Origin of the sequence: Roseateles noduli, from assembly GCF_050626985.1 — a bacterium.
GTDB classification, from domain to species: Bacteria; Pseudomonadota; Gammaproteobacteria; order Burkholderiales; family Burkholderiaceae_C; genus Roseateles; species Roseateles noduli_A.
Genome location: NZ_CP192463.1, coordinates 1083142 through 1106658, shown reverse-complemented (window position 1 = coordinate 1106658; position 23517 = coordinate 1083142). Strand labels below are relative to the sequence as shown.

The 23517-nt window shown below is 69.2% G+C and carries 23 protein-coding genes; 12 read left to right on the top strand and 11 right to left on the bottom strand.

Annotation, left to right across the window (positions count from 1 at the left end):
• Window positions 1-31: 31 nt before the first annotated feature.
• The 3 genes from ACQ4L4_RS04900 to ACQ4L4_RS04890 form a co-directional block, all read right to left on the bottom strand.
• On the bottom strand, window positions 32-460 hold the full coding sequence (locus ACQ4L4_RS04900; protein WP_431103115.1) for a hypothetical protein: 429 nt from the start codon (window positions 458-460) through the stop codon (window positions 32-34).
• Between the two features lie 106 nt (window positions 461-566).
• Window positions 567-1700, bottom strand: coding sequence for a 3-deoxy-7-phosphoheptulonate synthase (locus ACQ4L4_RS04895; RefSeq protein WP_431103114.1), 1134 nt, complete (start codon window positions 1698-1700; stop codon window positions 567-569).
• A gap of 52 nt (window positions 1701-1752) precedes the next feature.
• The gene (locus ACQ4L4_RS04890; RefSeq protein WP_431103113.1) at window positions 1753-2736 is read right to left on the bottom strand and encodes a DMT family transporter; all 984 of its coding nucleotides are present in this window, start codon (window positions 2734-2736) and stop codon (window positions 1753-1755) included.
• Between the two features lie 114 nt (window positions 2737-2850).
• Between ACQ4L4_RS04890 and ACQ4L4_RS04885 the strand changes: the two genes are divergently transcribed.
• The 5 genes from ACQ4L4_RS04885 to ACQ4L4_RS04865 all read left to right on the top strand — a co-directional run bounded on the left by ACQ4L4_RS04885 (window position 2851) and on the right by ACQ4L4_RS04865 (window position 7503).
• Entirely contained in the window at window positions 2851-3801 is a 951-nt protein-coding gene (locus tag ACQ4L4_RS04885) for a LysR family transcriptional regulator (protein ID WP_431103112.1), read from the top strand.
• Window positions 3802-3956: 155 nt separating this feature from the next.
• Window positions 3957-4997, top strand: a complete 1041-nt coding sequence (locus tag ACQ4L4_RS04880; RefSeq protein ID WP_431103111.1) for a quinone-dependent dihydroorotate dehydrogenase — start codon at window positions 3957-3959, stop codon at window positions 4995-4997.
• A gap of 172 nt (window positions 4998-5169) precedes the next feature.
• Complete coding sequence (locus ACQ4L4_RS04875; RefSeq protein ID WP_431103110.1) at window positions 5170-5496, top strand: iron uptake protein; 327 nt, start codon at window positions 5170-5172, stop codon at window positions 5494-5496.
• 17 nt (window positions 5497-5513) lie between these two features.
• Window positions 5514-7199, top strand: coding sequence for a PepSY-associated TM helix domain-containing protein (locus tag ACQ4L4_RS04870; protein WP_431103109.1), 1686 nt, complete (start codon window positions 5514-5516; stop codon window positions 7197-7199).
• Window positions 7192-7503, top strand: coding sequence for a DUF3325 domain-containing protein (locus ACQ4L4_RS04865; protein ID WP_377155528.1), 312 nt, complete (start codon window positions 7192-7194; stop codon window positions 7501-7503). The genes ACQ4L4_RS04870 and ACQ4L4_RS04865 overlap by 8 nt, the downstream gene beginning before the upstream one ends.
• Before the next feature lie 98 nt (window positions 7504-7601).
• Here ACQ4L4_RS04865 and ACQ4L4_RS04860 read toward each other — a convergent pair whose 3' ends face one another.
• The 5 genes from ACQ4L4_RS04860 to ACQ4L4_RS04840 form a co-directional block, all read right to left on the bottom strand.
• Window positions 7602-8102: an FxDxF family PEP-CTERM protein gene (locus ACQ4L4_RS04860; RefSeq protein ID WP_431103107.1), complete on the bottom strand. Its 501-nt coding sequence runs from the start codon at window positions 8100-8102 to the stop codon at window positions 7602-7604.
• A 230-nt stretch (window positions 8103-8332) separates the two neighbouring features.
• Window positions 8333-10693 carry a DNA topoisomerase IV subunit A gene (gene parC, locus ACQ4L4_RS04855; protein WP_431103106.1) on the bottom strand — a complete coding sequence of 787 codons (2361 nt, stop codon included), beginning with the start codon at window positions 10691-10693 and terminating at the stop codon, window positions 8333-8335.
• A gap of 166 nt (window positions 10694-10859) precedes the next feature.
• The gene (locus tag ACQ4L4_RS04850) at window positions 10860-11588 is read right to left on the bottom strand and encodes a lytic transglycosylase domain-containing protein (protein WP_431103105.1); all 729 of its coding nucleotides are present in this window, start codon (window positions 11586-11588) and stop codon (window positions 10860-10862) included.
• Entirely contained in the window at window positions 11585-12130 is a 546-nt protein-coding gene (locus tag ACQ4L4_RS04845) for a GNAT family N-acetyltransferase (RefSeq protein WP_431103104.1), read from the bottom strand. The genes ACQ4L4_RS04850 and ACQ4L4_RS04845 overlap by 4 nt, the downstream gene beginning before the upstream one ends.
• 15 nt (window positions 12131-12145) lie before the next feature.
• The gene (locus ACQ4L4_RS04840) at window positions 12146-14146 is read right to left on the bottom strand and encodes a DNA topoisomerase IV subunit B (protein WP_431103103.1); all 2001 of its coding nucleotides are present in this window, start codon (window positions 14144-14146) and stop codon (window positions 12146-12148) included.
• A gap of 236 nt (window positions 14147-14382) precedes the next feature.
• Between ACQ4L4_RS04840 and ACQ4L4_RS04835 the strand changes: the two genes are divergently transcribed.
• From ACQ4L4_RS04835 to bamC, 7 genes are all read left to right on the top strand, one after another.
• Window positions 14383-15864 carry an amidohydrolase family protein gene (locus ACQ4L4_RS04835; protein WP_431103102.1) on the top strand — a complete coding sequence of 494 codons (1482 nt, stop codon included), beginning with the start codon at window positions 14383-14385 and terminating at the stop codon, window positions 15862-15864.
• A gap of 101 nt (window positions 15865-15965) precedes the next feature.
• The gene (locus ACQ4L4_RS04830; RefSeq protein ID WP_431103100.1) at window positions 15966-17201 is read left to right on the top strand and encodes an MFS transporter; all 1236 of its coding nucleotides are present in this window, start codon (window positions 15966-15968) and stop codon (window positions 17199-17201) included.
• A 35-nt stretch (window positions 17202-17236) separates the two neighbouring features.
• Window positions 17237-17374: a hypothetical protein gene (locus tag ACQ4L4_RS04825; protein WP_431103099.1), complete on the top strand. Its 138-nt coding sequence runs from the start codon at window positions 17237-17239 to the stop codon at window positions 17372-17374.
• Between the two features lie 93 nt (window positions 17375-17467).
• A complete protein-coding gene (locus tag ACQ4L4_RS04820; RefSeq protein ID WP_431103098.1) occupies window positions 17468-18271 on the top strand; it encodes an SDR family oxidoreductase in 804 nt (267 codons plus the stop codon).
• A complete protein-coding gene (locus tag ACQ4L4_RS04815) occupies window positions 18268-18939 on the top strand; it encodes a class I SAM-dependent methyltransferase (protein ID WP_431103097.1) in 672 nt (223 codons plus the stop codon). The genes ACQ4L4_RS04820 and ACQ4L4_RS04815 overlap by 4 nt, the downstream gene beginning before the upstream one ends.
• 84 nt (window positions 18940-19023) lie before the next feature.
• Window positions 19024-19905, top strand: a complete 882-nt coding sequence (dapA, locus tag ACQ4L4_RS04810) for a 4-hydroxy-tetrahydrodipicolinate synthase (RefSeq protein ID WP_431103096.1) — start codon at window positions 19024-19026, stop codon at window positions 19903-19905.
• A gap of 83 nt (window positions 19906-19988) precedes the next feature.
• Window positions 19989-21149, top strand: a complete 1161-nt coding sequence (bamC, locus tag ACQ4L4_RS04805) for an outer membrane protein assembly factor BamC (RefSeq protein ID WP_431103095.1) — start codon at window positions 19989-19991, stop codon at window positions 21147-21149.
• Between the two features lie 308 nt (window positions 21150-21457).
• Here bamC and ACQ4L4_RS04800 read toward each other — a convergent pair whose 3' ends face one another.
• The 3 genes from ACQ4L4_RS04800 to ACQ4L4_RS04790 form a co-directional block, all read right to left on the bottom strand.
• The gene (locus tag ACQ4L4_RS04800; RefSeq protein ID WP_431103094.1) at window positions 21458-21658 is read right to left on the bottom strand and encodes a hypothetical protein; all 201 of its coding nucleotides are present in this window, start codon (window positions 21656-21658) and stop codon (window positions 21458-21460) included.
• A 157-nt stretch (window positions 21659-21815) separates the two neighbouring features.
• Window positions 21816-22340, bottom strand: a complete 525-nt coding sequence (locus ACQ4L4_RS04795) for a hypothetical protein (RefSeq protein ID WP_431103092.1) — start codon at window positions 22338-22340, stop codon at window positions 21816-21818.
• 48 nt (window positions 22341-22388) lie between these two features.
• Complete coding sequence (locus ACQ4L4_RS04790) at window positions 22389-23516, bottom strand: cupin domain-containing protein (protein ID WP_431104874.1); 1128 nt, start codon at window positions 23514-23516, stop codon at window positions 22389-22391.
• Between the last annotated feature and the right edge of the window lies 1 nt (window position 23517).

The window sequence follows — 23517 nt, the reverse complement described above, 5'->3', positions numbered from 1 at the left end:
GGCGGATTCGTCGTGCCCGGCGGGCGGGCAATCAGACGAACGCGATCCAGCGCCCGCAGATGATGACAGCGACCCAAATCCCCAATGACAGCAGGCATTGCCAGCGCCCGAGGCGATCCTGCGCCCGGACGCCGCCGCGCCAGTGGAACCACGCCGCGTTCAGGCCCGCCAGGGCGATCAGCGCGACCTTGATGCGCAGCGCCGGATTGACCCACAGCTCCTGCGGCTGGATCGCGAACATGGCCGCGCCCGACACCGCGCACAACGCGAAGCCCGCCAGCGCGGTGGGAATCGCAAGCCGCGCCAGCGACGAGGGATCGAGGTCGCGGCGCGCGCCCAACGCTCTCAGCTCGAAGACGAGCAAGCCGCCGAACAGGGCCCCCAGTCCGATCAGGTGCACGACCGAGAACGCCGGATAGGCCCAGGGATGGGCCGCCAACGTCGTCATCGTGTGCCACATGCGATCAGTCCGCCGCGCGTCGAGGGAAATCCGTGCAGCGTTCGCTCATGCGTGAGGACTCGGACGGGCCTCGGACAAGGCGACCACCAGGTGCGCTGACGCCCGATCAGGCGGCGCGGCGCTCGCGCCGTTGGCGCACCGCCGCGGCCAGCGAGCGCATCAGCGGCTCGGTCTGGCTCCAGCCCAGGCAGGCATCGGTGATCGACACGCCCGGCAGCAGGTCGGCCTTGGTCTGGCCGGCCAGCAGGTCCTGGCGACCCGGCTGCAGGTGGGACTCGACCATCACGCCGGTGATGCGCGCATCGCCGCCGGCGATCTGCGCGCCGACGTCGTGGCCGACGTCGATCTGGCGCTCGTACTTCTTCGACGAGTTCGCGTGAGAGAAGTCGATCATCAACTGCTCGCGCAGGCCGGCGGCCTTCAGCACCTCGGCCGCCGCCTGCACCGACGCCGCGTCGTAGTTCGGCGCCTTGCCGCCGCGCAGGATCAGGTGGCAGTCGTCATTGCCGCGGGTCTCGAAGATCGCGGCCAGGCCCATCTTCGTCATGCCCATGAAGGCGTGGCTCGCGCGCGCCGCCAGCACCGCGTCGGCGGCGATCTTCACCGAGCCGTCCGTGCCGTTCTTGAAACCCACCGGGCAGGACAGGCCCGACGCCAGCTGGCGGTGGCTCTGGCTCTCGGTGGTGCGCGCGCCGATCGCGCCCCAGGCGATCAGGTCCGAGATGTACTGCGGCGACAGCAGGTCCAGGAACTCGGTGCCCGCGGGCAGGCCCAGCGCCGTCACGTCCAGCAGCAGCTGGCGCGCCAGCCGCAGGCCTTCGTTCATGTGGAAGCTGCCGTCCAGGTGCGGGTCGTTGATGTAGCCCTTCCATCCCACCGTCGTGCGCGGCTTCTCGAAGTACACGCGCATCACGATCAGCAGGTCCTGCTCGAGCTCGCCGCGCAGGTCCTTCAGCAGCCGGGCGTAGTCCATCGCCTGGCCGTGGTCGTGGATGGAGCACGGCCCGACGATGCACAGCAGCCGGTCGTCGCGGCCGTGCAGCACGTCGCTGATCTCGCGGCGCGCGGTCTCGACGACCTTCAGCGAGGCCTCCGGCAGCGGCAGCTCGTCGAGCAGCAGCGCCGGCGAGATCAGCGGGCGGACCGCATCGATGCGGGTGTCGTCAGTGCGGGTGTCGTCGCGGGTGGAATCGGCGGAACCGATCTCGCGATCGTGCTGCGGGTGGTCGAGGTGCTTCATGGCGGCGGCGCTGCGCCCTCTCGGGCGTCGATACGCGAAATTGAACCGCCGATTATCCGCCCGCCCGAGACATCGAGGCCAGTCCCACCGAGGCCGCCGACACGACGAAGCCCACCAGGGCCAGCGCGCCGAAGTGCTCACCGAGCAGCCCCATGCCCATCAGCGCCGACACGCCGGGGATCAGGTAGAAGAGCTTGGCCACCGCGCCGGCCTGGCCGCGCCGGATCATCACGAACATCAGGCTGAACGCGCCGATCGAGTTCACCAGCCCCAGCCACAGCGTCGAGCCGATCAATTCCGGACTCCAGTCCGGCATCCCGGGTTCGCGCCACCAGGCCAGCGCCAGTACGGTGAGCGCGGAGACCGTCATCTGGATGCCGCTGCCGGTGCGCAGGTCCATGCCGGCGCAGAAGCGCTTCTGGTACAGCGTGCCGGCGACCAGGCCGGCCAGCCCGAGCAACCCCGCGCCGTAGGCCATCCAGGCGCCGCCGCCAGCCCCTCCCAGAGGCCGGTCGACGATCACCAGCGCCACGCCAGCCATGCCGCCGAGCATGCCCAGCCACTGGCCGGCGCTCATCCGCTCGGCCAGCCACAGGTGGGCGCCCATCGCGGTGGCCAGCGGCATCATCCCGATCAGCAGCGCGGCCACGCCGGTCGGCAGACCCCACGCGATCGCGCAGTAGACGCCAGAGAAATGCAGCACCTGCATCAGCAGGCCGACGACGCCGAGGTGGATCCAGGCCCGCGCCGTCTTCGGCCACGGTGCGCGCGTCGCGACCGACACGGCCAGCAGCACCACCGCCGCGAGCCCGAAGCGCAGCGCCAGCAGCGTGAACGGCGCCGCGTGCGGCAGCGCCAGCTTGCCGGCGACGTAACCGGTGCTCCACAGCAGGATGAACAGCGCCGGGAGGCTCAGCGCCACCAGGGCGCCGAGACGGTCGGGTCGCGTATCGCCAACCAGCCATGGACGCCGGCGCGACGCCGGGGCCGACTTCGGTGAATGCGGCGTGGCAGTGGTGAGGGTCGAGGTCGTCATGGCGGACTTCCAGGTGAACGTCGATGGGACGAACTCTAGAAATGGAAGCCCCTGGACACAATCCGTCATCGATTCGTTTTAGAGTTTCCATATCGAGAACAATCAAGGACCGTCATGGGCCGCCTGGAAGACCTGCAAGCCTTCGCCCGCGTCGTGGACGCACGCAGTTTCTCGGGCGCGGCCAAGCTGCTGGGCGCGACCAAGTCCGCCGTCAGCAAGCAGGTCGCGCGACTGGAACAGCAGCTCGGCACGCGGCTGCTGCACCGGACCACCCGCAGCATCAGCCCCACCGCCGAGGGGCGCAGCGTCTACGAGCGCGCCCAGCGCCTGATCGAGGAGGCGCAGGCGCTCGATGCGGAGCTCGCCGGCCAGCGCGAGCAGCCGCGCGGCGTGCTGCGGCTGAGCACCTCGACCGCCTTCGGCAACCTGCAATTCACCGCGCTGATGGCGGAGTTCTGCGCGCTGCACCCGCAGTTGCAGATCGTGCTCGGCCTCAACGATCGCTATGTCGACCTGGCCGAGGAAGGCTTCGACGTCGTGATGCGACTGACGGGGCGTCCGAGTCCCGGGCTTGTCGCGCGCAAGCTGGCCGACATCCGCTTCGTGCTGTGTGCGTCGCCGGACTACCTCGCCAGACACGGCACGCCGACGGCGGTCGCGGACCTGGCCGGCCACCGCTGCCTGCGCTTCGGCTACCTGCACGCGCCGGAACGCTGGCGTTTCCGCCATCCCGCCGAGGGGGAGTCGGAGGTGGAGATCTCCGGCGCACTGCGCTTCGAGAGCGGCCTCACGGCCAACAGCAGCGAGTCGCTGCGGGTGGCGGCGCTGGCGGGCATGGGCCTGGCGGTGCTGCCCACCTACGCGATCGGTCGCGACCTGCGCGAGGGCCGCCTGACCGCCCTGCTCCCGGACTGGACGCCGCTGGGCGGACCGGCCGAGGCCAACGTGCTCTACGCGGTCTACCTGCCGAGCCGCTTTCCCAGTCCGAAGGTGCGCGCGCTGATCGATTTCTGTGTCGAGCGGTTCGGCGACGTGCCGCCATGGGATCGCCCGGAACCCGCCTGACACCGATGCCGGCGGGCCCGCGGCCGGATCCGCGCCCAAGGCTCGTCCAGGCCCCGGCCCGAACGGGCCAGGGGGAGTCCCCCATCACCGTTCGCACGCCAGGAGTAGGCGCGGCCAGGGGCGTGCGAAGGGCGATGAGACAATCCGCCCCCATCATGGCTCTCATCCCCTACGGCTTCGCCCGTCCCTTCCTGTTCGGTCTGGATCCCGAACACGCGCACGAACTGACCCTGGGCAGCATCGCCCGTCTGCAGAACACCCCCGCCCAATGCGCCTGGGCGCAGACGCGGGTGTCCGATCCGGTGACCGTCGCCGGACTGCGCTTCCCCAACCGCATCGGCCTGGCCGCCGGGCTCGACAAGAACGGACGCTGCATCGACGGCCTCGGCGCGATGGGCTTCGGCTTCATCGAGGTCGGCACCGTCACGCCCAAGGCGCAGCCCGGCAACGACAAGCCGCGCATGTTCCGTCTGCCGGCCAAGCAGGCGCTGATCAACCGCCTGGGCTTCAACAACGAGGGGCTGGACGCGTTCATCGCCAACGTCAAGCGCTCGCACAGCTTCCGTCACCATGGCGGGCTGCTCGGCCTGAACATCGGCAAGAACGCCGCGACGCCGATCGAGCGTGCCGTCGACGACTATCTGATCGGCCTGGAAGGCGTGTTCCCGCATGCCGACTACATCACCGTCAACATCTCCAGCCCCAACACCAAGAACCTGCGCCAGCTGCAGAGCGACGAGGCGCTGGATGCGCTGCTCGGTCCGCTGCAGGCGCGCCGGCTGGCGCTGCAGGACGAGAGCGGGCGGCACGTCCCGCTGTTCGTGAAGATCGCGCCCGACCTCGACGAGGAGCAGGTCGCCGTCATCGCCGCGAGCCTGAAGCGCCACGGCATCGACGGCGTCATCGCGACCAACACGACCATCTCGCGCGAGGCCGTGCAGGGCCTGCCGCACGCGAACGAGACCGGCGGCCTGTCCGGCGCGCCGGTCTTCGAGGCCAGCAACCGGGTGATCCGCCTGCTGCGCGCGGCGCTGGGCAGCGGCTATCCGATCATCGGCGTCGGCGGCGTTCTCGGCGGCGAGGACGCGCGGGCCAAGCTGCAGGCCGGCGCGGACCTGGTCCAGCTCTATACCGGCCTGATCTACAAGGGCCCGGCGCTGGTGCCCGAGTGTGCGAAGGCGATGGCGCGGCTCTGACCCGGCACTCGTCGATCAACTTTCCACCGCCAGACAAAGCGCTCCCGAGGGAGCGCTTTTTCGTTGGCGCATCCAGCAAAGACCTGCTGGTGAGGTGTAGAACTTCATTCGGTCAGGTCATTGCCGAGACGATAATGCCTCGCATTCACATTCACGCAATGCCTGCCCGCTCATGATTGATGCCGCTACCCGCCCCGCTCGAGGCACTGGCCGACGACCTCCGCTCGCCCTCCTCTCCCGCATCGGCGCGGCGATCCTCGGCGGCTACGCGTTCTGCTGGGGCTTCATCGCGATCGCGCACAGCGGGCTCTATGCGCTGGGCATGCCCTTCCACGACGCCGAGCACCTGAGCGCGATCCTGGGCCTGCTGCTCTTCCTGGTGGTGTTCCTCTGGACCTTCGCGGCGCGCCGCGTCGGCGTGAGCTGGGCGATCCTGCTGACCGGCGGCGGCGTCATGACCGGGGCGGCCGCGCTGATCCAGCGCGCGCTGCTCGCCTGACGCGAAAGGATCGGACCGTGTTCCAGAATTTCCGGCTCTCGATGGCCTGGCTGCACACCTGGTTCGGCCTGGTGCTGGGCTTCGTGCTGATGGTGGTGTTCTTCTTCGGCGCGCTGTCGGTCTTCGACCGCGAGATCGACCGCTGGGCGATCCCGTCCTCGCGCTTCGCGCCGCAGCCGATGCCGTCCTTCGACCAGATCCTCCAGCCCGCCTTCGAGAAGATGCAGCCGGCCAAGGAGGCCGTCGCGCTGCTCGAAGGCCGCGTCAACGGACCGCTGCCCGAGCGCTTCGACGTCGCCAGCAGCTGGGGCGCGTACACGACGCACCGCGATCCGGTGGTGTCGGTCTTCGCCGGCTTCAAGGTGCCGAACGCCAAGGACCCGGAGGAGACCGTCTTCGCGGTCCATGCGCTCGATCCGCGCAATGGCGCGGTGCTGCCGCAGGGGCAGTTGCGCATCGGCAGCGAGTTCTTCTATCCGCTGCACTACAGCCTGCACTTCACGTGGAAGGACCTGGGCTACTGGATCGTCGGCTTCTCGGCGCTGATGATGCTGGCGGCGCTGGTCAGCGGCGTGGTGATGCACCGCAAGATCTTCCGCGAGTTCTTCACCTTCCGTCGCAACAAGACCGTGCAACGCAGCGCGCTGGACCTGCACAACCTGACCGGCGTCGTGGCGCTGCCCTTCCACTTCTTCTTCGCGTTCACGGGGCTGGTGATCTTCGCGGGCATCTATTTCCCGGTCGCCCACACGCAGCTGCATGACCTGCACGACCTCCATGAACGCGTGGAGGCGCAGGAGACCGGCCTGCCGCACGAGCGCGCCGGCACCGCGGCGCCGCTGGCCTCGGTGGACGCGATGGTGGCCGAGGCGCAGCGTCGCTGGGCGGCCAAGGGCATGGCGGGCGACGTGGGCTTCGTCAACGTGCAGCACGTCGGCGATGCCAACGCCTACGTGAGCGTGTATCGCGCCGGCACCGACCGCGTCGCGCTGACCGGCGAAGGCATCCACTTCAAGGGGACCACCGGCGAGCTGATGCGCGAGGACCCGCCGCGCACCGCCGTCGACAGCGTCAACGAGTTCCTCACCGGGCTGCACCTGCAGCACTTCCGGCATTGGCTGCTGCGCTGGCTCTACGTGCTGGGCGGACTGCTGGGCTGCGTGTGCATCGCGACGGGTTTCCTGTTCTTCGTGGAGAAGCGCAAGCAGCAGCATGCGAAGGCCGGCGGACAAGGCAGCCGCATCGTCGATGCGCTGGCGGTGACGACCGTCACCGGCATGCTGGTCGCGACGATGGCCATGCTGATCGCCAACCGCCTGCTGCCGGAGTCGCTCGCCGACAAGGGCGCGTGGGAGCGCAACGTGTTCTGGAGCACCTGGGCGCTGACGATGGTGCATGCCTTCCTCCGCGGCGGCGCCGTCGCGCAGGCGCGCATGAATCCGGCCTGGCGCGAGCAATGCTGGGCGATCGCCTTGGGCGCGGCGTCGGCGGTCATCGCGAATGCGGTCACGACGGGCGACCACCTCGGCAAGACGCTGTCGGCCGGCTACTGGCCGGTGGCCGGCGCGGACCTGAGCCTGATCGCGATGGCCGCCATCGCCCTGTTCGCCGCCAGCAAGCTGGCGCAAAGGGCCAGGCGTTCAGCGTCGCCGGAGCCTGCCTCGCCGTCCGCCCTCAAGACCGCGGGAGTCCGTCATGGCTGAGCCCGTTGTGCTGTTGAGCGCTGCCGCCGTGAACGCCGTGCTGGGCTTCGGCTGGCTGGCGTTGGCGATGGACACCCACTGGGAGCAGGTCCACGGCGAAGCCGCGCCGACGGCGGCCACCGTCCGGAATCTCCGCGCGGCCGGCGTGCTCGCACTGGCGCTGTCGCTCGGCCTGTGCCTGCAGGCGGATCACCCGTCGATGGCCGCGCTGGTCTGGCTGATGCTGCTGGCGGGCTCGGCAGCGGCCATCGCGGCCACGCTGTCGTGGCGCCCGCGATGGCTGAAGGCGCTGTGGCCGCGTTGAGCGGCTGAAAGACAAACGGCCGCGTGAGCGGCCGAATGAAGAACGGCCGCTCACGCGGCCGTCGAGGCAGTGGCCGCAACCCGCGGCCCGGATGCCGATCAGTCCTGGCGACGACGACGCGCCGCGAAGCCGACGCCGGCGATACCGGCCAGCATCAGCGCGTAGGTCGCGGGCTCCGGCACGGCAGCCGCCGCGGCGACGTTGACCGTCGTCGACAGCACCGCGATGCCACCGAAGCCGGCACCGCCCAGCGTGCCGCTGGCGAGCAGCTGATACGTGCCGGCGGCCAGGTTGGCGTAGTGGAAGCCGGCGGCGCTTGCGTCCAGGTCGGTCAGCCCGTTCAGGCCCGCGAAGCTGAAGCTCACCGACTGCAGCGGCACCGTGAAGCCGTTGCCGAAGCTGATGGTGGTTGCCGCCAGCACCGAGCCGGTGACGTCCGAGGCCTGCGTCAGGGTGAAGGATCCGAGGACCACGTCCGAAAAGCTGTTGCCGCTCGGGGTCACCGTCGGCGTGACGAACACCGGATCCAGGGTCGCGGCGCCCGCGGCGCCACCGATCAGCGCTGCGCCCAGCGCCAGCACGAGAGACTTCAATTTCATGGCTGCCGATCCCGTCAGTCGAGTTGATTCGTGACGGAGTGTGCACTGCAGCATGGGCTTGCGTCCTGCACAAACCGGCGACTTTTGTTGCGGTGCGTCACCGGCGTGTCACATCCGCAGGGGACAAGGGCCAGGTTTTGTCCCCTTCCCTTGTCCCTTGCGTGCCTGCGGCAGGCACGCCGCCGATCGAACAGGCGATGGGCGGCGGCCGGCGATCCGATCGCTCAGCCTCAGCCCGCCGTGATGCGCATCGGCTTCTGCATCACGTCGCAGGGCTTGCCCTTCTTGGCGCGTTTGCCGGCGTAGCCGGCCAGCGCCACGCCCTTCAGCGGCTCTTCCCGGGCTTTGCCGCCGCGGATCGTGCCGCTGACCAGCAGATGGGTCGTGAACGCGGCCACGCTGACCAGCGCATCCTTCGCGTCCAGGTCGATCAGCGTCAGGCCGCGACCGCCCTTGGGCTGGTGCTTGAGCTCGTCCATCGCGAAGGTCAGCAGGCGACCGGTCATGGACAGGCAGGCGACCTGCACGCCGGCGACCTCCCCGGCCGGCACCACCGACGGCGGCAGCGGCCGCTCCTCGCCTTCCAGGCTCAGGAAGCTCTTGCCGGCCTTCTGGCGGCCGACCAGGTCGCCGACCTCGGCCACCAGGCCGAAGCCGCCCGTCCCCGCGAGCAGCAGCTTCTGCGTCGCCGCGCCGGCGAAGTAGTGCGCGATCTGGGTGCCCGACTCCAGTTCGATCAGCGTGGTGATCGGCTGGCCGTCGCCGCGGCCGCCCGGCAGCGCCGAGACCGGCACCGAGTAGGCCCGGCCGTTGGTGCCCAGCACCACCAGCGGATCGACGCTGCGGCACGGGAACACGCCGTACAGCGAGTCGCCCGACTTGAACGCCAGCGCCGCCGGATCCACCTCGTGGCCCTTGAGCGCGCGCACCCAGCCCTTCAGGCTGACGACCACCGTCACGGGCTCGTCGACGATGCGCACCTCGGCCACCGCGCGCTTGTCTTCCTTGATCTCGGTGCGGCGGTCGTCGCCATACTGCTTGGCGTCGGCCTCGATCTCCTTGACCACCGTGCGGCGCAGCACCGACGGGTTGGACAGGATCTCCTCGAGCTTGCCGGCCTCCTCGCGCAGGTTCTTCAGCTCCTGTTCGATCTTGATGAACTCCAGTCGCGCCAACTGGCGCAGGCGGATTTCCAGGATGTCCTCGGCCTGGCGCTCGCTGAGCTTGAAGCGCTCGATCAGCGCGGGTTTCGGTTCGTCCGAGTGGCGGATGAGCGCGATGACCTCGTCGATGTGCAGCAGGATCTCGTGCCGGCCTTCCAGGATGTGGATGCGGTCGCGGACCTTGTCCAGGCGATGCTGCGTGCGCCGCGTCACCGTGTTCAGGCGGAAGCCGATCCACTCGGTCAGGATCTTGCGCAGCGTCTTCTGCGTCGGCCGGCCGTCGTCGCCGACCATCGTCAGGTTCAGCGGCGCCGTCGTCTCCAGGCTGGTCTGCGCGAGCAGCGTGTTGATGAAGTCCTGCTGGTCGACCGTGCGGCTCTTGGGCTCGAAGACCAGGCGCACCGGCGCGTCCTTGTTGGACTCGTCGCGGGCCTTGTCCAGCACCGCCAGCATCGCGCCCTTGAGCTGCAGCTGCTCCGGCGTCACCGTCTTCTTGCCGGTCTTGACCTTGGGATTGGTCAGCTCCTCGATCTCCTCGAGCACCTTGGCCGTGCTGACGCCTTGCGGCAGCTCGGTCACGACCAGTTGCCACTGGCCGCGGGCGAGATCCTCGATCTTCCAGCGCGCGCGCACCTTCAGGCTGCCGCGGCCGGTGCTGTAGGCCGCGCGGATCTCGTCCGCCGAGCTGATCAACTGGCCGCCGCCCGGATAGTCCGGGCCCTTGATCACGCCGAAGAGCTCATCGTCGCTGGCATCCGGGCGCTTGAGCAGCAGCACCGCCGCCTCGGCGACCTCGCGCAAGTTGTGGCTCGGGATCTCCGTGGCCATGCCCACCGCGATGCCCGAGGCGCCGTTCAGCAGCACGAAAGGCAAGCGGGCCGGCAGTTCGCGGGGCTCGCTCTCGGAGCCGTCGTAGTTGGGCTGGAAGTCGACCGTGCCCTGGTCCAGCTCGTCCAGCAGCAGGCGCGAGTAGGCCGACAGGCGCGCTTCCGTGTACCGCATCGCGGCGGCGTTGTCGCCGTCCCGGCTGCCGAAGTTGCCCTGGCCGTCGACCAGCGGATAACGCTGGCTGAAGTCCTGCGCCATGCGCACCATCGCGTCGTACGCGGCCTGGTCGCCGTGCGGGTGGTACTTGCCGAGCACCTCGCCGACCACGCGCGCGCTCTTGACCGCCTTGGCGCCGGTCGTCCCGGTGAAGCCCAGGCCGAGCCGCTCCATCGTGAACAGGATGCGGCGCTGGACCGGCTTCTGGCCGTCGCTGTAGGACGGCAAGGCCCGGCCCTTCACCACCGACAGCGCGTATTCCAGGTAGGCCTGCTGCGCGTACTGCGCCAGCGTCAGCGCGTCGCCCGACGGGGACTGACCGCCCGGGCCGCCGGCGCCGTTGGGGTTCTCGAAATCAAAGGTCTCTTGGGTCATCTCTCTCATGCCGGCCTGCGCCGGTCGTTCGAATCTGCTTGCGAATGTCTGGAAAAACGTTCTTGCGAATGTTCTTGCGAGTGTTCTTGCGAATGTCTTTGGGAAGGCTCTTGGGAACGTTCCCGGGAATCTGCTGCTCAGGAATCCTTCGGCGTCCGCCGGTCGCCGCGACCGCTCATTCGAGCGGCGCCGCGACCATCGTCAATTGCCTGGCCCGGCTGCCGAGGCTGCGCTGCAGCAGCGCCCAGTAGAGCTCCATCACGAGGTGGACGTGCGCCTGCGTCTCGTCGATATCGGGCATGTGGCCGCCTGCGCGACGCACCGCGCCTTCGCCGGCGTTCCAGGCCGCCAGCGCCGCGTCCAGGCGGCCGAAGCGCCGCGTCAGGTCCGCCAGCATCCGCGCGCCGATCAGCACGTTGGTGCGCGGATCCTGGAGGTAGCCGGCGCGCCGCAGCTCTTCCGGCGTGGCGTAGCGTTGCGCCGTGGCCGCGGTGATCTGCATCAGACCGGTCGCGCCGCGCGGCGACACCGCGTCGGGCTTGAAGCCGGACTCGACCGCGATGATCGCCTTGAGCAACTCCGCGTCGATGCCGGTCGCGGCCGCCGCCTCGCGCAGATACGGCTGCACGGCCTTGACCTCGGGCGCGATGTCCAGCCACGTCAGCATGCGCTGGCCGTGGTCGGTCTTGCCCGGCACGCGCCGGATGCCGCTCAGCGGCGACATCACCGGCTGGAAGCGGCTGTCCACCTGCACCGGCGCGAAATGCGCGATGCCGTCGGCATCCACGTAACCCCACAGCTCCGCATGCGCCGGCGACATCTTGGCCGCGAAGGCCACGGCGATGCTCAGCGCCAGCCGCTTGCGCAGCCCGCGTCCGCGCGGCGTGGGGCGGCCATGGCTCATGGCGCCTCCAGACCCTGCGCGGCGCGCGCCTCGTACTCGCGCTGGAGCAGCGACATCACGATCAGGTCGTCGTAGCCCTCGCCCATGACGCCTTCAGCATCGGCCAACGGCTCGGCCCGCACGCATTCGCGCAGCCGGCCTTCCTCGACATAGCCCTCGCTGAGGTACAGCGATTGCGCCCGCGTGTTGCGGCCTTTCACGTCCAGCCAGAAGCGGTGCGCCCCCAGCTGCGTGAACGCCATCTTCTTGAGCAGCCGCACGCACAGGCGACCGACGCCCTGCCCCTTCGGGCCGAGCACGATGCGCTTGAGCTCCACCGAGCGGTTGGGGTTGCGACAGCCCTGCAGGATCACGAAACCCGCGCGTTCGGCATCGAGCTCCACGATGAAATGCCGCGCGTCCGGGAACCGGACGGCGCCCTCGTGCTGCGTGCGTTCCCACGGCGTGATGAAGGGCCGGTTGCCGGCGTCCTGCTCCACGCCGACGACGAAGTCCAGGTCGGACAGCATCGTGGGTCGAAGCGTGACGCGGTGTTCCAGCATGGCGCGGTCCGGGAATCAGACGTCGACTTCGATGGAGTCGCCGTGCAGCTCCATCAGCTCACGCCGCGCGGCCGCTTCACCCTTGCCCATCAGCTTGTTGATGGCGCCTTCGGTGTCGCCGAAGTCCAGCTCGCCGTACTGCACCTGCAGCAGGCGGCGCGTCTCGGGGTTCAGCGTCGTGTCCCAGAGCTGCTCGGCGTTCATTTCGCCCAGGCCCTTGAAGCGGCTGATGCTCCAGCTGCCTTCGCGCGCGCCTTCCTTGCGCAGCTTGTCGAGGATCGCGGTCTGCTCGCCCTCGTCCAGCGCATACAGCTTGGCCGCGGGCTTCTTGCCGCGCGCCGGCGCATCCACGCGGAACAGCGGCGGCCGCGCCACGTAGACATGGCCGGTGGCGATCAGCTTGGGGAAGTGACGGAAGAACAGCGTCAGCAGCAGCACCTGGATGTGGGCGCCGTCGACGTCCGCGTCCGAGAGGATGCAGATCTTCCCGTAGCGCAGGCCGGACAGGTCCGGCTCGTCGTTCTTGCCGTGCGGATCGACGCCGATGGCCACCGAGATGTCGTGGATCTCGTTGTTGGCGAACAGCCGGTCGCGCTCGACCTCCCAGGCGTTGAGCACCTTGCCGCGCAGCGGCAGGATGGCCTGCGTCTCCTTGTCACGGCCCAGCTTGGCGGAACCGCCGGCGGAGTCGCCCTCGACCAGGAACAGCTCGTTGTGCAGCAGGTCGGTGCTCTCGCAGTCGGTCAGCTTGCCGGGCAGCACGGCCACGCCGGAGCTCTTGCGCTTCTCGACCTTCTGCGCCGCGCGCTGGCGCGTCTGCGCCTGCTTGATGACGAGCTCGGCCAGCTTCTTGCCGTGCTCGACGTGCTGGTTGAGCCACAGCTCCAGCGCCGGCTTCACGAAGGCCGACACCAGCCGCAGCGCGTCGCGCGAGTTCAGCCGTTCCTTGGTCTGGCCCTGGAACTGCGGATCCAGCACCTTGGCCGACAGCACGAAGCTGGCGCGCGAGAACACGTCTTCCGCCATCAGCTTCACGCCCTTCGGTGCGAGGGCGTGCATCTCGATGAAGCCCTTGATCGCGCCGAACAGGCCGTCCTTCAGCCCGGACTCGTGCGTGCCGCCGGCCACCGTCGGGATCAGGTTCACGTAGCTCTCGCGCATGACCTGACCCTCCTCGGTGAAGGCCACGCACCAGCTGGCGCCCTCGCCCTCGGCGAAGTTCTCGCTCTCGGAGGCCGTCGCGAACTGCTCGCCCTCGAACAGCGGGATCAGCGGATCCGCCGGCAGCGCCTGCATCAGGTAGTCGCGCAGGCCGCCCTTGTAGGTCCAGGTCTGCGTCTCGCCGGTCTTCTCCTGCGTCAGCGTGACCGTGACGCCGGGCATCAGCACGGCCTTGGAGCGCAGCAGGTGCACCAGCTCGCCCTTGGGCAGGTCGGCGCTCTCGAAGTACTTGCCGTCGGGCCAGACGCGCACCGTCGTGCCCTGCTTGCGGTCGCCGGTCTTGAGCTCGGCCTTGCGCGTGGCGACCGGCTCGATGACGTCGCCGCCGGAGAAGGCCAGCGTCGCGACCTGACCCTCGCGATAGACCGTCACCTGCAGCCGCTTGGCCAGCGCGTTGGTCACCGAGACGCCCACGCCGTGCAGGCCGCCGGAGAAGCTGTAGGCGCCGCCCGAGCCCTTGTCGAACTTGCCGCCGGCGTGCAGTCGTGTGAAGACGATCTCCACGACCGGCACGCCTTCCTCGGGGTGCAGGCCGTAGGGAATGCCGCGGCCGTCGTCCTCGATGGTGATCGAGCCATCGGTGTGCTGGATGACGGCGATGCGCTTGCCGTGACCGGCCAGCGCCTCGTCGGCCGCGTTGTCGATCACCTCCTGGATGATGTGCAGGGGGTTGTCGGTGCGGGTGTACATGCCCGGGCGCTGCTTGACGGGCTCGAGTCCCTTGAGGACGCGGATCGAGCCTTCGCCGTAGCTGCCAGGAGCGCTGCCGGTGGAAGTGACTGCTTTGGTTGCCATGGGGCGGGATTCTATGCAGCGTCGGCGACGCTTCCGGACGCTGGCCGGCACGGGTCGTTCCCATGGGGGTTTCCCCTCGGCGGACACCCCGCTCCATCCCCGCCGATGCCGGCTGCGCGCGCATGCCGCACGACGCTAGCGCCCCCGCACGTCCCGTTACCGATCGAGTCCCGACGGCATGGGAGCGCTGTCGTAGCATCCGCCGCTTGTCCGCACGCCGCCGCCCGACTGGTCCGATGTCGCTCCTGCCCCGTTCCTCGCGCCCGCTGCTGGCGCCCCTGGCTCCCCTCGCCCTGGTGTGGGCCGCCCTCCTTTGGGCGGGACCGGCCCGGGCCGACAACTACAAGGCCAGCCCGGAGATGGCGATGGAGCTGCGCCACGCCCGCTGGTTCGACGGCGAAAAGCTGCAGAGCGGCACGCTCTACGTCGAGGACGGCCGCTTCGTCGAGAAGCGGCCCCGCAAGGTCAACCGCCTGCTGGAACTGCGCGGCCAGACGCTGGTGGCGCCGCTCGCCGACGCGCACAACCACAACCTGCAGAGCGCCTGGGGGCTGGACAAGTTCGGTCAGGATTACCTGCGCGACGGCGTGTTCTACGCGGCGATGCTGTGCGCCGACCCGGCCGCGATCGAGCCGATCCGCGCCCGCATCTCGCAGCCGGAGGCGCCGGACGTGCTGTTCGCCACCGCCTGCATCACCTCGTCCGACGGCCAGCCGCTGGCGATGCTGCAGTCGGGCACGCCGCCGATGGCGCTGGACCAGATCGTCGACAAGGCGGTGCTGGTCATGGACACGCCCGAGCAGGTCGGCCAGAAGTGGCCGCTGATCGCCGGCCGCCACAGCGACCTGGTCAAGGTCATCATGAGCTACCACGACCGCCCCGAGCTGCGCCAGGTGCCCGAGCAGCGCGGCCGCCTGGGCGTGACGCCCGAGGTCGTGGCGGAGGTGGTCCGCCGCGCGCATGCGGAGCAGCGGCGCGTCGTGGTCCACATCGAGAGCGCCGCCGACTTCGCCGCCGCCGTGCGCGCCGGCGCCGATTTCATCGCCGAGCTGCCGGGCTACTTTCCGCAGCATGGCGAGGATCCCGAAACCCATCTGATTGCGCCGGACGTCGCCGCCCTGGCCGCGGAGAAGAAGATCGGCATCATCACCGCGACCGTGGCGACGCGGCTGTTCCAGCCGGCGCCGGAGCTGCTCGCGCGCATCGAAGCCGTCCAGAAGCAGAACCTGGAGCGGCTCAGGACGGCCGGCGCCCGGCTGCTGGTCGGCTCGGACCTGTTCACCGGCAACGCGCTGAGCGAGCTCCACCACCTCGAGCAACTGGGCGTGCTGGACAGACCGGCGCTGCTGCGGCTGGCCACGGTGGACACGCCGAAGGCCCTGTTCCCGCAGCGCAAGCTCGGCTGCTTCCAGCCCGGCTGCGAAGCCAGCTTCCTGGTGCTGATCGGCAACCCGCTCGAGGACCTCGACGCGCTGGACAAGCCGATCCTGCGCATCAAGCAGGGCCGCGTGCTGACGCAGCTGGAGGACGTCGCCGCGACGGCGGGCGAAGAGAACAACGCGCTGAACTCCGCCGCCGGCGCGCAGAAGAAGTCCTCCGGCAAGAAGTCCGGCGCGAAGTCCACGAAGAAATCGCCCGGCACGAAGGCCAAGCCCGCGGGCAAGTCCACCAAGGGCACGAAGACGAGCGCCCGCAACGCCTCGACACCGCGCGCCTGAACGCCGCGGGCCCGCCGGGCGACCGCCCTTCGGAGGGAGCGCGGCGGCCCCGCGTCATCCAGGCGTCAGCGGAACGCGCATGAAGCCATTACATTGACCGGATGAGCGCGATGCCGATCCCCCCTTCCTCCTCCCGCACCCTGTCGATGCGGCAGGTGCTGATCTGCGGCGCCGCGATCGTCACGCTGTCGATGGGCATCCGCCACGGCTTCGGCCTGTGGCTGACGCCGGTCACGATGGACCGCGGCTGGACCCGCGAGGCCTTCTCCCTCGCGCTGGCCGTGCAGAACATCGCCTGGGGCGCCGCCGGCCCGATCGCCGGCATGCTGGCCGACCGCTTCGGCGCGCTGCGCGTGCTGATCGCCGGCGCCCTGCTCTACGCGGCGGGGCTGGCGCTGATGGCGGTGTCGTCGTCGACCGCCGGTTTCCTGGGCAGCGCCGGGGTGCTGATCGGGTTGGCGCAGTCGGGCACCACCTACGCGGTCATCTACGGCGTCATCAGCCGCAACGTCTCCGCGGAGAAGCGCTCCTGGGCCATGGGCGTGGCGGCGGCGGCGGGCTCCTTCGGGCAGTTCCTGATGGTCCCGGTCGAGAACTGGCTGATCGGCTACACCGGCTGGCAGAACGCGCTGTTCGTGCTGGCGATCGCCGCCTGCCTGATCATCCCGCTGGCCTTCGGCCTGCGCGAGCCGGCGCGCGACGCCGTCCACGGCGCACACCACCAGAGCATCGGCCAGGCCTTGCGCGAGGCCTTCGGCTACCGCAGCTTCCAGCTGCTGATGCTGGGCTACTTCGTCTGCGGCTTCCAGGTCGTGTTCATCGGCGTGCACATGCCGAGCTACCTGAAGGACCACGGCCTCACGCCCCAGGTCGCCACCAACGCGCTGGCGCTGATCGGCCTGTTCAACGTCTTCGGCACCTACGCCGCCGGCACGCTGGGCCAGAAGCTGCCCAAACGCTACCTGCTGTCGGGCATCTACCTGCTGCGCTCGATCGCGATCATCGTCTTCCTGTCCGTGCCGCTGACGCCCGCCAGCGTCTACGTCTTCGCCGCGGTGATGGGCGTGCTCTGGCTGTCCACCGTGCCGCCGACCAATGCGATCGTGGCGCAGATCTTCGGCGTGCAGCACATGTCGATGCTGGGCGGCTTCGTGTTCTTCAGCCACCAGATCGGCAGCTTCCTGGGCGTGTGGCTGGGCGGCAAGCTCTACGACGCGACGGGGTCCTACGACGTCGTCTGGTACCTGGCCATCGCGCTGGGCGTGATGGCGATGCTGGCCAACCTGCCGGTGCGCGAGACCGCGATCACGCGGCACGCCACGCCGGCGGCCGCCTGACGGCGTGCGAAGGAGCGATGGAGCGGAGCGACACGATGACAGACAGGCGACGCGGACTCTGGCGGATCGTGGCGTGGCTGGGCGCGTGCGGCGTGCTGGCGGCGGTCTTCCTGGCCTACACGCAGCCCTCGCTGATGCAGCAGCTGGGCGATGCGATCTGGGCCTGTTTCTGATCTTCCCGATCCGGTTCACGGACCGGGTTGTCGATCTGACGATCTGACGACGAATACAACCAGCGCCACGAGCGCAACGACAACGGAGACAACATGGTCGTGATCATCACCGGCGCCTCCGACGGCATCGGCGCCGAACTGGCGCGTCAATGGGCGCGGCGCGAAGGCGCCAAGCTCTCGCTGGTGCTGGCGGCGCGCAGCGTCGACAAGCTCGAGAAGGTGGCGGCGGAGTGCGAGTCGCTCGGCGCCCACACCCGCGTGCAGCGTTGCGACGTCGAGTCGCAGGAGGACTGCCAGGAACTCGTGCGCGCGACGCTGGGCGCCTTCGGCGCGATCGATGTGCTGGTCAACAACGCCGGCATGTCGGCGCATGCGCTCTTCGACCAGGTCAAGGACCTCGCCTGGTACCAGCGGCTGATGCAGATCAACCTGTGGGGCTCGGCCTGGTGCACCCAGGCCGCGCTGCCGGCGCTCAAGGCCAGCAAGGGGCGCATCGTGGCGGTCTCGAGCCTGGCCGGCTTGCTGGGCATCCCGGGCCGCACCGCCTACAGCGCCAGCAAGTTCGCGATGACCGGCTTCTTCGAGGCGCTGCGCACCGAGGTCGCCGCCAGCGGCGTCAGCGTGACCATCGCCTATCCGGGCGTCGTCGACACGCAGATCCGCTATCGGGGCTTCAACGCGCAAGGGCACGCCTCGGGGCTGAGCAGCCTCGACGAACGCGGCGCGATGCCGGTCCAGGAGTGCGCCAGACTGATCCTCGACGGCACGCTGGCCCGCGAGCGCGACATCGTCATGACCGCCAAAGGCAAGCTGGGCCGCTGGCTCAAGCTGCTGGCGCCGGCGATGGTCGATCGCATGGCGATGAAGGCCCTCAAGAAGGAACAACGCCCGGCATGAGCTTCTCCTCCTTCCCCAGCCCCCCGTTCCCCAGCGATTGGGTGCTGCGCTGGGCGCAGGCCTGGCGCGACCGCGACGGCGTCACGGCACTGGACCTGGCCTGCGGCTCGGGCCGCCATCTGCGCCTGCTGGCGGGCGAAGGCGTGGCCGTCACCGGCGTCGACCGCGACGCGGCGGCGCTGGCGACGCTCTCCGGCCTCTCCGACCGCGTCGAGCTGATCGAGGCCGACATCGAGCAGGGCCCCTGGCCGCTGACCGACCGCGTCTTCGACGTCGTGCTCGTCACCAACTACCTGTGGCGGCCGCTGCTGCCGCGCGTCGTCGAGGCCGTCGCGCCCGGCGGCTGGCTGATTTACGAGACCTTTACCGATGGACAACAGACGGTCGGCCGACCCGCGCGACCGGACTTCCTGCTGCGATCCGGCGAGTTGCTGGCCGCCGTCGATGGCCTGCGCGTGATCGCCTACGAGGACGGCTTCATCGAGGCGGAGCCCCTCGTCACCGGGGGCGGCGCCGTCAACGGCCGGTATGTCCAGCGCGTTGCTGCCGTTCGGGAGAACCTGCCCGGCGCCGGCGCCGCGACTGCGGCCGGCCTTGACGGCGGTGGTGGCGGGGGCGGCGACAGCGATGTGCGCCCTGGGGTCTACCCGAGATACCGGCTGCGCTGAGCGGGCAGTCCCGACAGAGCCCGGGATGAGCGCCGAAAGAGCCCCGGCGCTTCAGTAGAATCCGCCGATCCAGAGGAATCCTCAATGAACGCAATTGTTGGCAGCATCGTCGCGCTGGTCACGCCGATGCATGAAGATGGCCGCATCGACTTCGATGGGCTGCGCAGCCTGATCGACTGGCACATCGACCAGGGCACGGACGTCATCGGCGTCGTCGGCACGACCGGCGAGTCCCCGACCGTCACGATGGAAGAGAACCGCGAAGTCATCCGCGTTGCGGTCGAGCACGTCAAGGGTCGCAAGCCGGTCCTCGCCGGCACGGGCGCCAACGCCACGGCCGAGGCCATCGAGCTGAGCCGCTTCGCCAAGCAGGTCGGCGCCGACGCCACGCTGTCGGTCGTCCCCTACTACAACAAGCCCTCGCAGGAAGGCATCTACCAGCACTTCAAGGCGATCGCCGAGGCGGTCGACATTCCGATGATGCTGTACAACGTGCCCGGCCGCACGGTGGCGGACATGTCGGTGGAGACCACGCTGCGCTGCGCCTCGCTGCCCGGCGTGTTCGGCATCAAGGACGCGACCGGCAACGTCGAGCGCGCCGCCTGGCTGATCAAGCACGCCCCGCAAGGTTTCAGCATCTACTCCGGCGACGACGCGACCGCCATCGCGATGATGCTCATGGGCGGCCGCGGCTCCGTCAGCGTCACCGCCAACATCGCGCCCAAGGCGATGCACGAGATGTGCATGGCCGCGATCGAAGGTCGCGTGCGCGAGGCCACCGCGCTGCACTTCCAGCTGCTGCCGCTGCACAAGCAGCTGTTCTGCGAACCCAGTCCCGCCCCGAGCAAGTGGGCCCTGAACAGGCTGGGCCGCTGCCCCAACAACCTGCGCCTGCCGCTGACGCCGCTGACCGCCGCCGGCCAGGATCTGGTCGAAGGCGCCATGCGCGAAGCCGGCCTGCTCTAATCACCCCCGGCCGGCGCGCGCCGGCCGCACCCTTTTCCTTCAGCGGCCGCGGGCCGCAGCGACCTACCTCGGAGATCTCCAGCGTGACTCGTTCCCTTTCTGAATCCGGCGCGCCCACTCCGGTGCGCGTGGCCTGCCTGATGGCGCTGGCCTCGCTGACGGCGTGCAGCACGTTCGAGAGCATCACCAGCAGCGACAAGGTCGACTACCGCACCCAGGCCAAGCAGACCACCGGCCTGGACGTGCCGCCGGACCTGACGCAACTGCCCAAGGAAAACCGCCCTACCGGCCCGATCAGCGCCGCGCAACTGGCCGCGCAGCCGAACGCCCAGCGCCAGGCCGTCGCCACCGCCGGAGCGCCCGTCGCGCTGGACAAGGCCGGCACGATCGAATTCCACCGCCTGGGCAACGCCCGCTGGCTGCACAGCACGCTGCCGCCGGAACAGCTCTGGCCGCAAATCAAGGGCTTCTGGCAGGACCGCGGCTTCACGATCGAGTCCGAGGACCAGAACGTCGGCCTGATGGAAACCAACTGGGCCGAGAACAAGGCCAAGCTGCCGCAGGACTTCATCCGCAAGACGCTGGGCTCGCTGCTGGATTCGCTGTACTCCACCGGCGAACGCGACAAGTACCGCACCCGCCTGGAGCGCAACGAGCAGGGCGGCACCGACATCTACGTCACGCACCGCGGCCTGGTCGAGGTCTACACGAACTCGCAACGCGACGAGACCGGCTGGCAGCCGCGCCCGTCCGATCCGGAGCTGGAAGCCGAGATGACCTCGCGCCTGATGCTCAAGCTCGGCGGCAAGGAAGAGGACGCCAAGACGCTGGTCGCCAACGCGCAGCAGCCGGCGCCCTCCTTCGCCGAAGCGCCGCGCGGCAACGCGCCGCGCTCGCTGGCGGACGTGCCGGATCAGCTCAAGATCAACGAGGACTTCGACCGCGCCTGGCGCCGGGTCGGCCAGTCGCTGGACCGCCACGGCTTCACCATCGAGGACCGGGACCGCAAGCAGGGCCTGTTCTTCCTGCGCTACGCCGATCCGAACCAGGCCGGCAAGGAAGAGCCCAACTTCTTCCAGCGTCTGTTCGGCGCGACCAGCGCGTCCACCGCGGTGCGTTACCGCGTGTCGGTCAAGACCGAGGGCACGACCTCGACCGTCATGATCCTGGACGACAAGGGTCAACAGCAGACCAACGAAATGGCCAAACGCATCCTGCAACTGCTGATGGAAGACGTGCGCTGATCTGACTGGATGGCGGACCACCGTACGCCATCAGTTTGCGCAAAACAAAAAACGCCACCTCCGGGTGGCGTTTTCATTGGGGGAGCCATTCGTCGAGCGCGGCGGTCCACATTCGGTCCGGCGAGGCTTGGTAAACTCCACTCTAATACCAGCGCGGGGCGCTCAGCGCGCGGATTCCCGAAGCGGGGAGTAGGCCAAGGCGATGGGCCAGGGGGTGGCCAAGGGAGAGGCAAAGGACAGGCAAAGGACCGACAAAGAAAAAGCCGCAAGGGCGAACCCTTGCGGCTTTCTCAGGACGAGTGATCGTCTTAGTTGCTGGCGGCCGAAGCGGGCGCAGCAGCGTCGGAAGCGGCAGCCGAAGCTTCCATCGCCGGGGCCGAAGCCTCAACGGCGGGAGCCGAAGCTTCCGGAGCCGGGGTGGCCACGGGAGCAACAGCTTCTTCCTTCTTGCCGCAAGCGGTCAGGGCAACAACGGCCAGCAGGGAGGCCAACAGGATCGACTTTTTCATACTTGTCCTCAAGTAACTTTTAGACGAACAATCAATTACCGGTAATTAATGAAGTCGTACCAGATGACAAGTACGAACTTCAGCAGACCAAGACGTGAGAAACCTCGAGCGCTTCCCCCGCCTAGCCAGCAATTATAGCCACCAGTTTGTAATCTCCTTACAAGCCTAGGGTGCTGCTGGCGAACGAGTCGGCAGACCGTTGCTCAATAGCGTCAAACCACTCGCGGGCCATGGCTTCTTCGCGGGCGTCTTGTACCGAAAGAGAGGCCCGCGCCGGCGTCCACAACTTCATCGTCAGCAATCCGGGTGCCAGCAGCAGGCCCATGGGAGCGGGGGTGCTGCGCTCGGCGAGGTCGGCCGGATCGAAGGCGCGCGCCTGCACCACATGGTCATGCGCCTGGCGCCACTGGACGAAACGAGGATGGACGCGCCGCAGCGTCTCGTAGTCATGCGCCGCCAGCAGGTGCAATCTGCGGTGCGGCAGTGCCCATCGATGCAGGGCATCGAGCAGCGCCGGGTCGGACAACGGCCAGTGGGCGAAGTCCGGGTCCAGCCAGCACAGCTCCCGACCGCCCTGCTCCGCGGCCCGCTGCAGCGCTTGCTGCAGCATTTGCCGGACCTCCGCGGCGGTTTCGACGAGTGCGGGCGTCAAAGCTTCTGGCATCGTGGGTTCCGGCGACATGTCGAACTCCTCATGACGTTGGCGTGGGATTGAGGCAAGGCGGGCCGGTCAGGCGGGCTGCACCCACCCGTCCTCGGTCCACTGATCCAGCAAATCGCGTGCGCCGTCGCTCAGTTTTGCGACCTCGGCGGGGGACAGCGCCCGGCTGTCCGCCATCCGGCGCATCAGCGTCGCATCGCGTCCGCCGGCCCGGAAGGATTGTCCATTGATGAAGACATGCGCCGCGTCGTACATCATGCGGGTGCGGGCGCTCAAGCGCGCCCCCTGTCCCGGCGGCAGCGCGGCGCCGGGTTCGAAGAAGACGCGGGGCTTGGGCTCGGTCAGCGCCTCGCCCAGCGCGCGCTCCAGCGCCAGCGGCTGCGAGGCCGCTCTCAGCACCGCTTCGCGCGCGAAGGCCGTCAGCGCCTCGGGAATGCGCCCCGGCTCGCCGGTCGCCGGCTGACGGGGATCGACATACATCCGGTCGCCGCGCGGCGCTTCCTCGTCGTCGGTCAGGCGGACCAGCAGTTCATTGGCCAACTCGCTGCGCCAGGGCGAACGGAAACCCACCGAGGCGGTCATGCAGTCGCCGCCGACGGCCACGCCGTCGTGCGCCCATCCCGGCGGCAGGTACAGCATGTCGCCGGGCTCGAGCACGAAGTCCTGCTCCGGCTCGAAGTCCGCCAGCACCTTCAGCGGGACGTCCTCGCGCAGCTCGCCGGTGGTCGACACGCCCAGTCGGCCGATGCGCCAGTGGCGACGGCCGCTGACCTGGATCAGGAAAACGTCGTAGGAATCGAAATGCGGACCGACGCCGCCGCCCTCGCTGGCATACGACAGCATCAGGTCGTCGAGCCGGGCCTCGGGAACGAACCGGAAGCGGCTCAGCAGCGCCGAGGCCGGTTCGACATGCAGATCCAGCCCCTGCACCAGCAGCGTCCACTGCGGCTTGCTCCAGGCGGGCAACTTGGCGATCGGGCCCTGGCGCATCGTCCAGCGGTCGCCGTCCTGCTGCGACACGAGGCGGGATTCCACCTCGTCGCTGGCCGCCAGGCGGGCCAGGCCGGCGCGATCGATCGGCGGCACCACGCCGGGCAAGGCCTGGCGCACGAGCAGCGGTTGCTTCTGCCAATGGCGCTTCATGAACTGCGCAGGGCTCAGGCCGCCGAGCAGCGGCAGCTTCGCGTCGATGTCGATG

Bases quoted from the DNA above. Each gene is read 5' to 3' on its own strand.
- ACQ4L4_RS04900 (WP_431103115.1), bottom strand. From the start codon at position 460: ATGTGGCACACGATGACGACGTTGGCGGCCCATCCCTGGGCCTATCCG.
- ACQ4L4_RS04895 (WP_431103114.1), bottom strand. From the start codon at position 1,700: ATGAAGCACCTCGACCACCCGCAGCACGATCGCGAGATCGGTTCCGCC.
- ACQ4L4_RS04890 (WP_431103113.1), bottom strand. From the start codon at position 2,736: ATGACGACCTCGACCCTCACCACTGCCACGCCGCATTCACCGAAGTCG.
- ACQ4L4_RS04885 (WP_431103112.1), top strand. From the start codon at position 2,851: ATGGGCCGCCTGGAAGACCTGCAAGCCTTCGCCCGCGTCGTGGACGCA.
- ACQ4L4_RS04880 (WP_431103111.1), top strand. From the start codon at position 3,957: ATGGCTCTCATCCCCTACGGCTTCGCCCGTCCCTTCCTGTTCGGTCTG.
- ACQ4L4_RS04875 (WP_431103110.1), top strand. From the start codon at position 5,170: ATGATTGATGCCGCTACCCGCCCCGCTCGAGGCACTGGCCGACGACCT.
- ACQ4L4_RS04865 (WP_377155528.1), top strand. From the start codon at position 7,192: ATGGCTGAGCCCGTTGTGCTGTTGAGCGCTGCCGCCGTGAACGCCGTG.
- ACQ4L4_RS04860 (WP_431103107.1), bottom strand. From the start codon at position 8,102: ATGAAATTGAAGTCTCTCGTGCTGGCGCTGGGCGCAGCGCTGATCGGT.
- parC (WP_431103106.1), bottom strand. From the start codon at position 10,693: ATGAGAGAGATGACCCAAGAGACCTTTGATTTCGAGAACCCCAACGGC.
- ACQ4L4_RS04850 (WP_431103105.1), bottom strand. From the start codon at position 11,588: ATGAGCCATGGCCGCCCCACGCCGCGCGGACGCGGGCTGCGCAAGCGG.
- ACQ4L4_RS04845 (WP_431103104.1), bottom strand. From the start codon at position 12,130: ATGCTGGAACACCGCGTCACGCTTCGACCCACGATGCTGTCCGACCTG.
- ACQ4L4_RS04840 (WP_431103103.1), bottom strand. From the start codon at position 14,146: ATGGCAACCAAAGCAGTCACTTCCACCGGCAGCGCTCCTGGCAGCTAC.
- ACQ4L4_RS04835 (WP_431103102.1), top strand. From the start codon at position 14,383: ATGTCGCTCCTGCCCCGTTCCTCGCGCCCGCTGCTGGCGCCCCTGGCT.
- ACQ4L4_RS04830 (WP_431103100.1), top strand. From the start codon at position 15,966: ATGAGCGCGATGCCGATCCCCCCTTCCTCCTCCCGCACCCTGTCGATG.
- ACQ4L4_RS04825 (WP_431103099.1), top strand. From the start codon at position 17,237: ATGACAGACAGGCGACGCGGACTCTGGCGGATCGTGGCGTGGCTGGGC.
- ACQ4L4_RS04820 (WP_431103098.1), top strand. From the start codon at position 17,468: ATGGTCGTGATCATCACCGGCGCCTCCGACGGCATCGGCGCCGAACTG.
- ACQ4L4_RS04815 (WP_431103097.1), top strand. From the start codon at position 18,268: ATGAGCTTCTCCTCCTTCCCCAGCCCCCCGTTCCCCAGCGATTGGGTG.
- dapA (WP_431103096.1), top strand. From the start codon at position 19,024: ATGAACGCAATTGTTGGCAGCATCGTCGCGCTGGTCACGCCGATGCAT.
- ACQ4L4_RS04800 (WP_431103094.1), bottom strand. From the start codon at position 21,658: ATGAAAAAGTCGATCCTGTTGGCCTCCCTGCTGGCCGTTGTTGCCCTG.
- ACQ4L4_RS04795 (WP_431103092.1), bottom strand. From the start codon at position 22,340: ATGTCGCCGGAACCCACGATGCCAGAAGCTTTGACGCCCGCACTCGTC.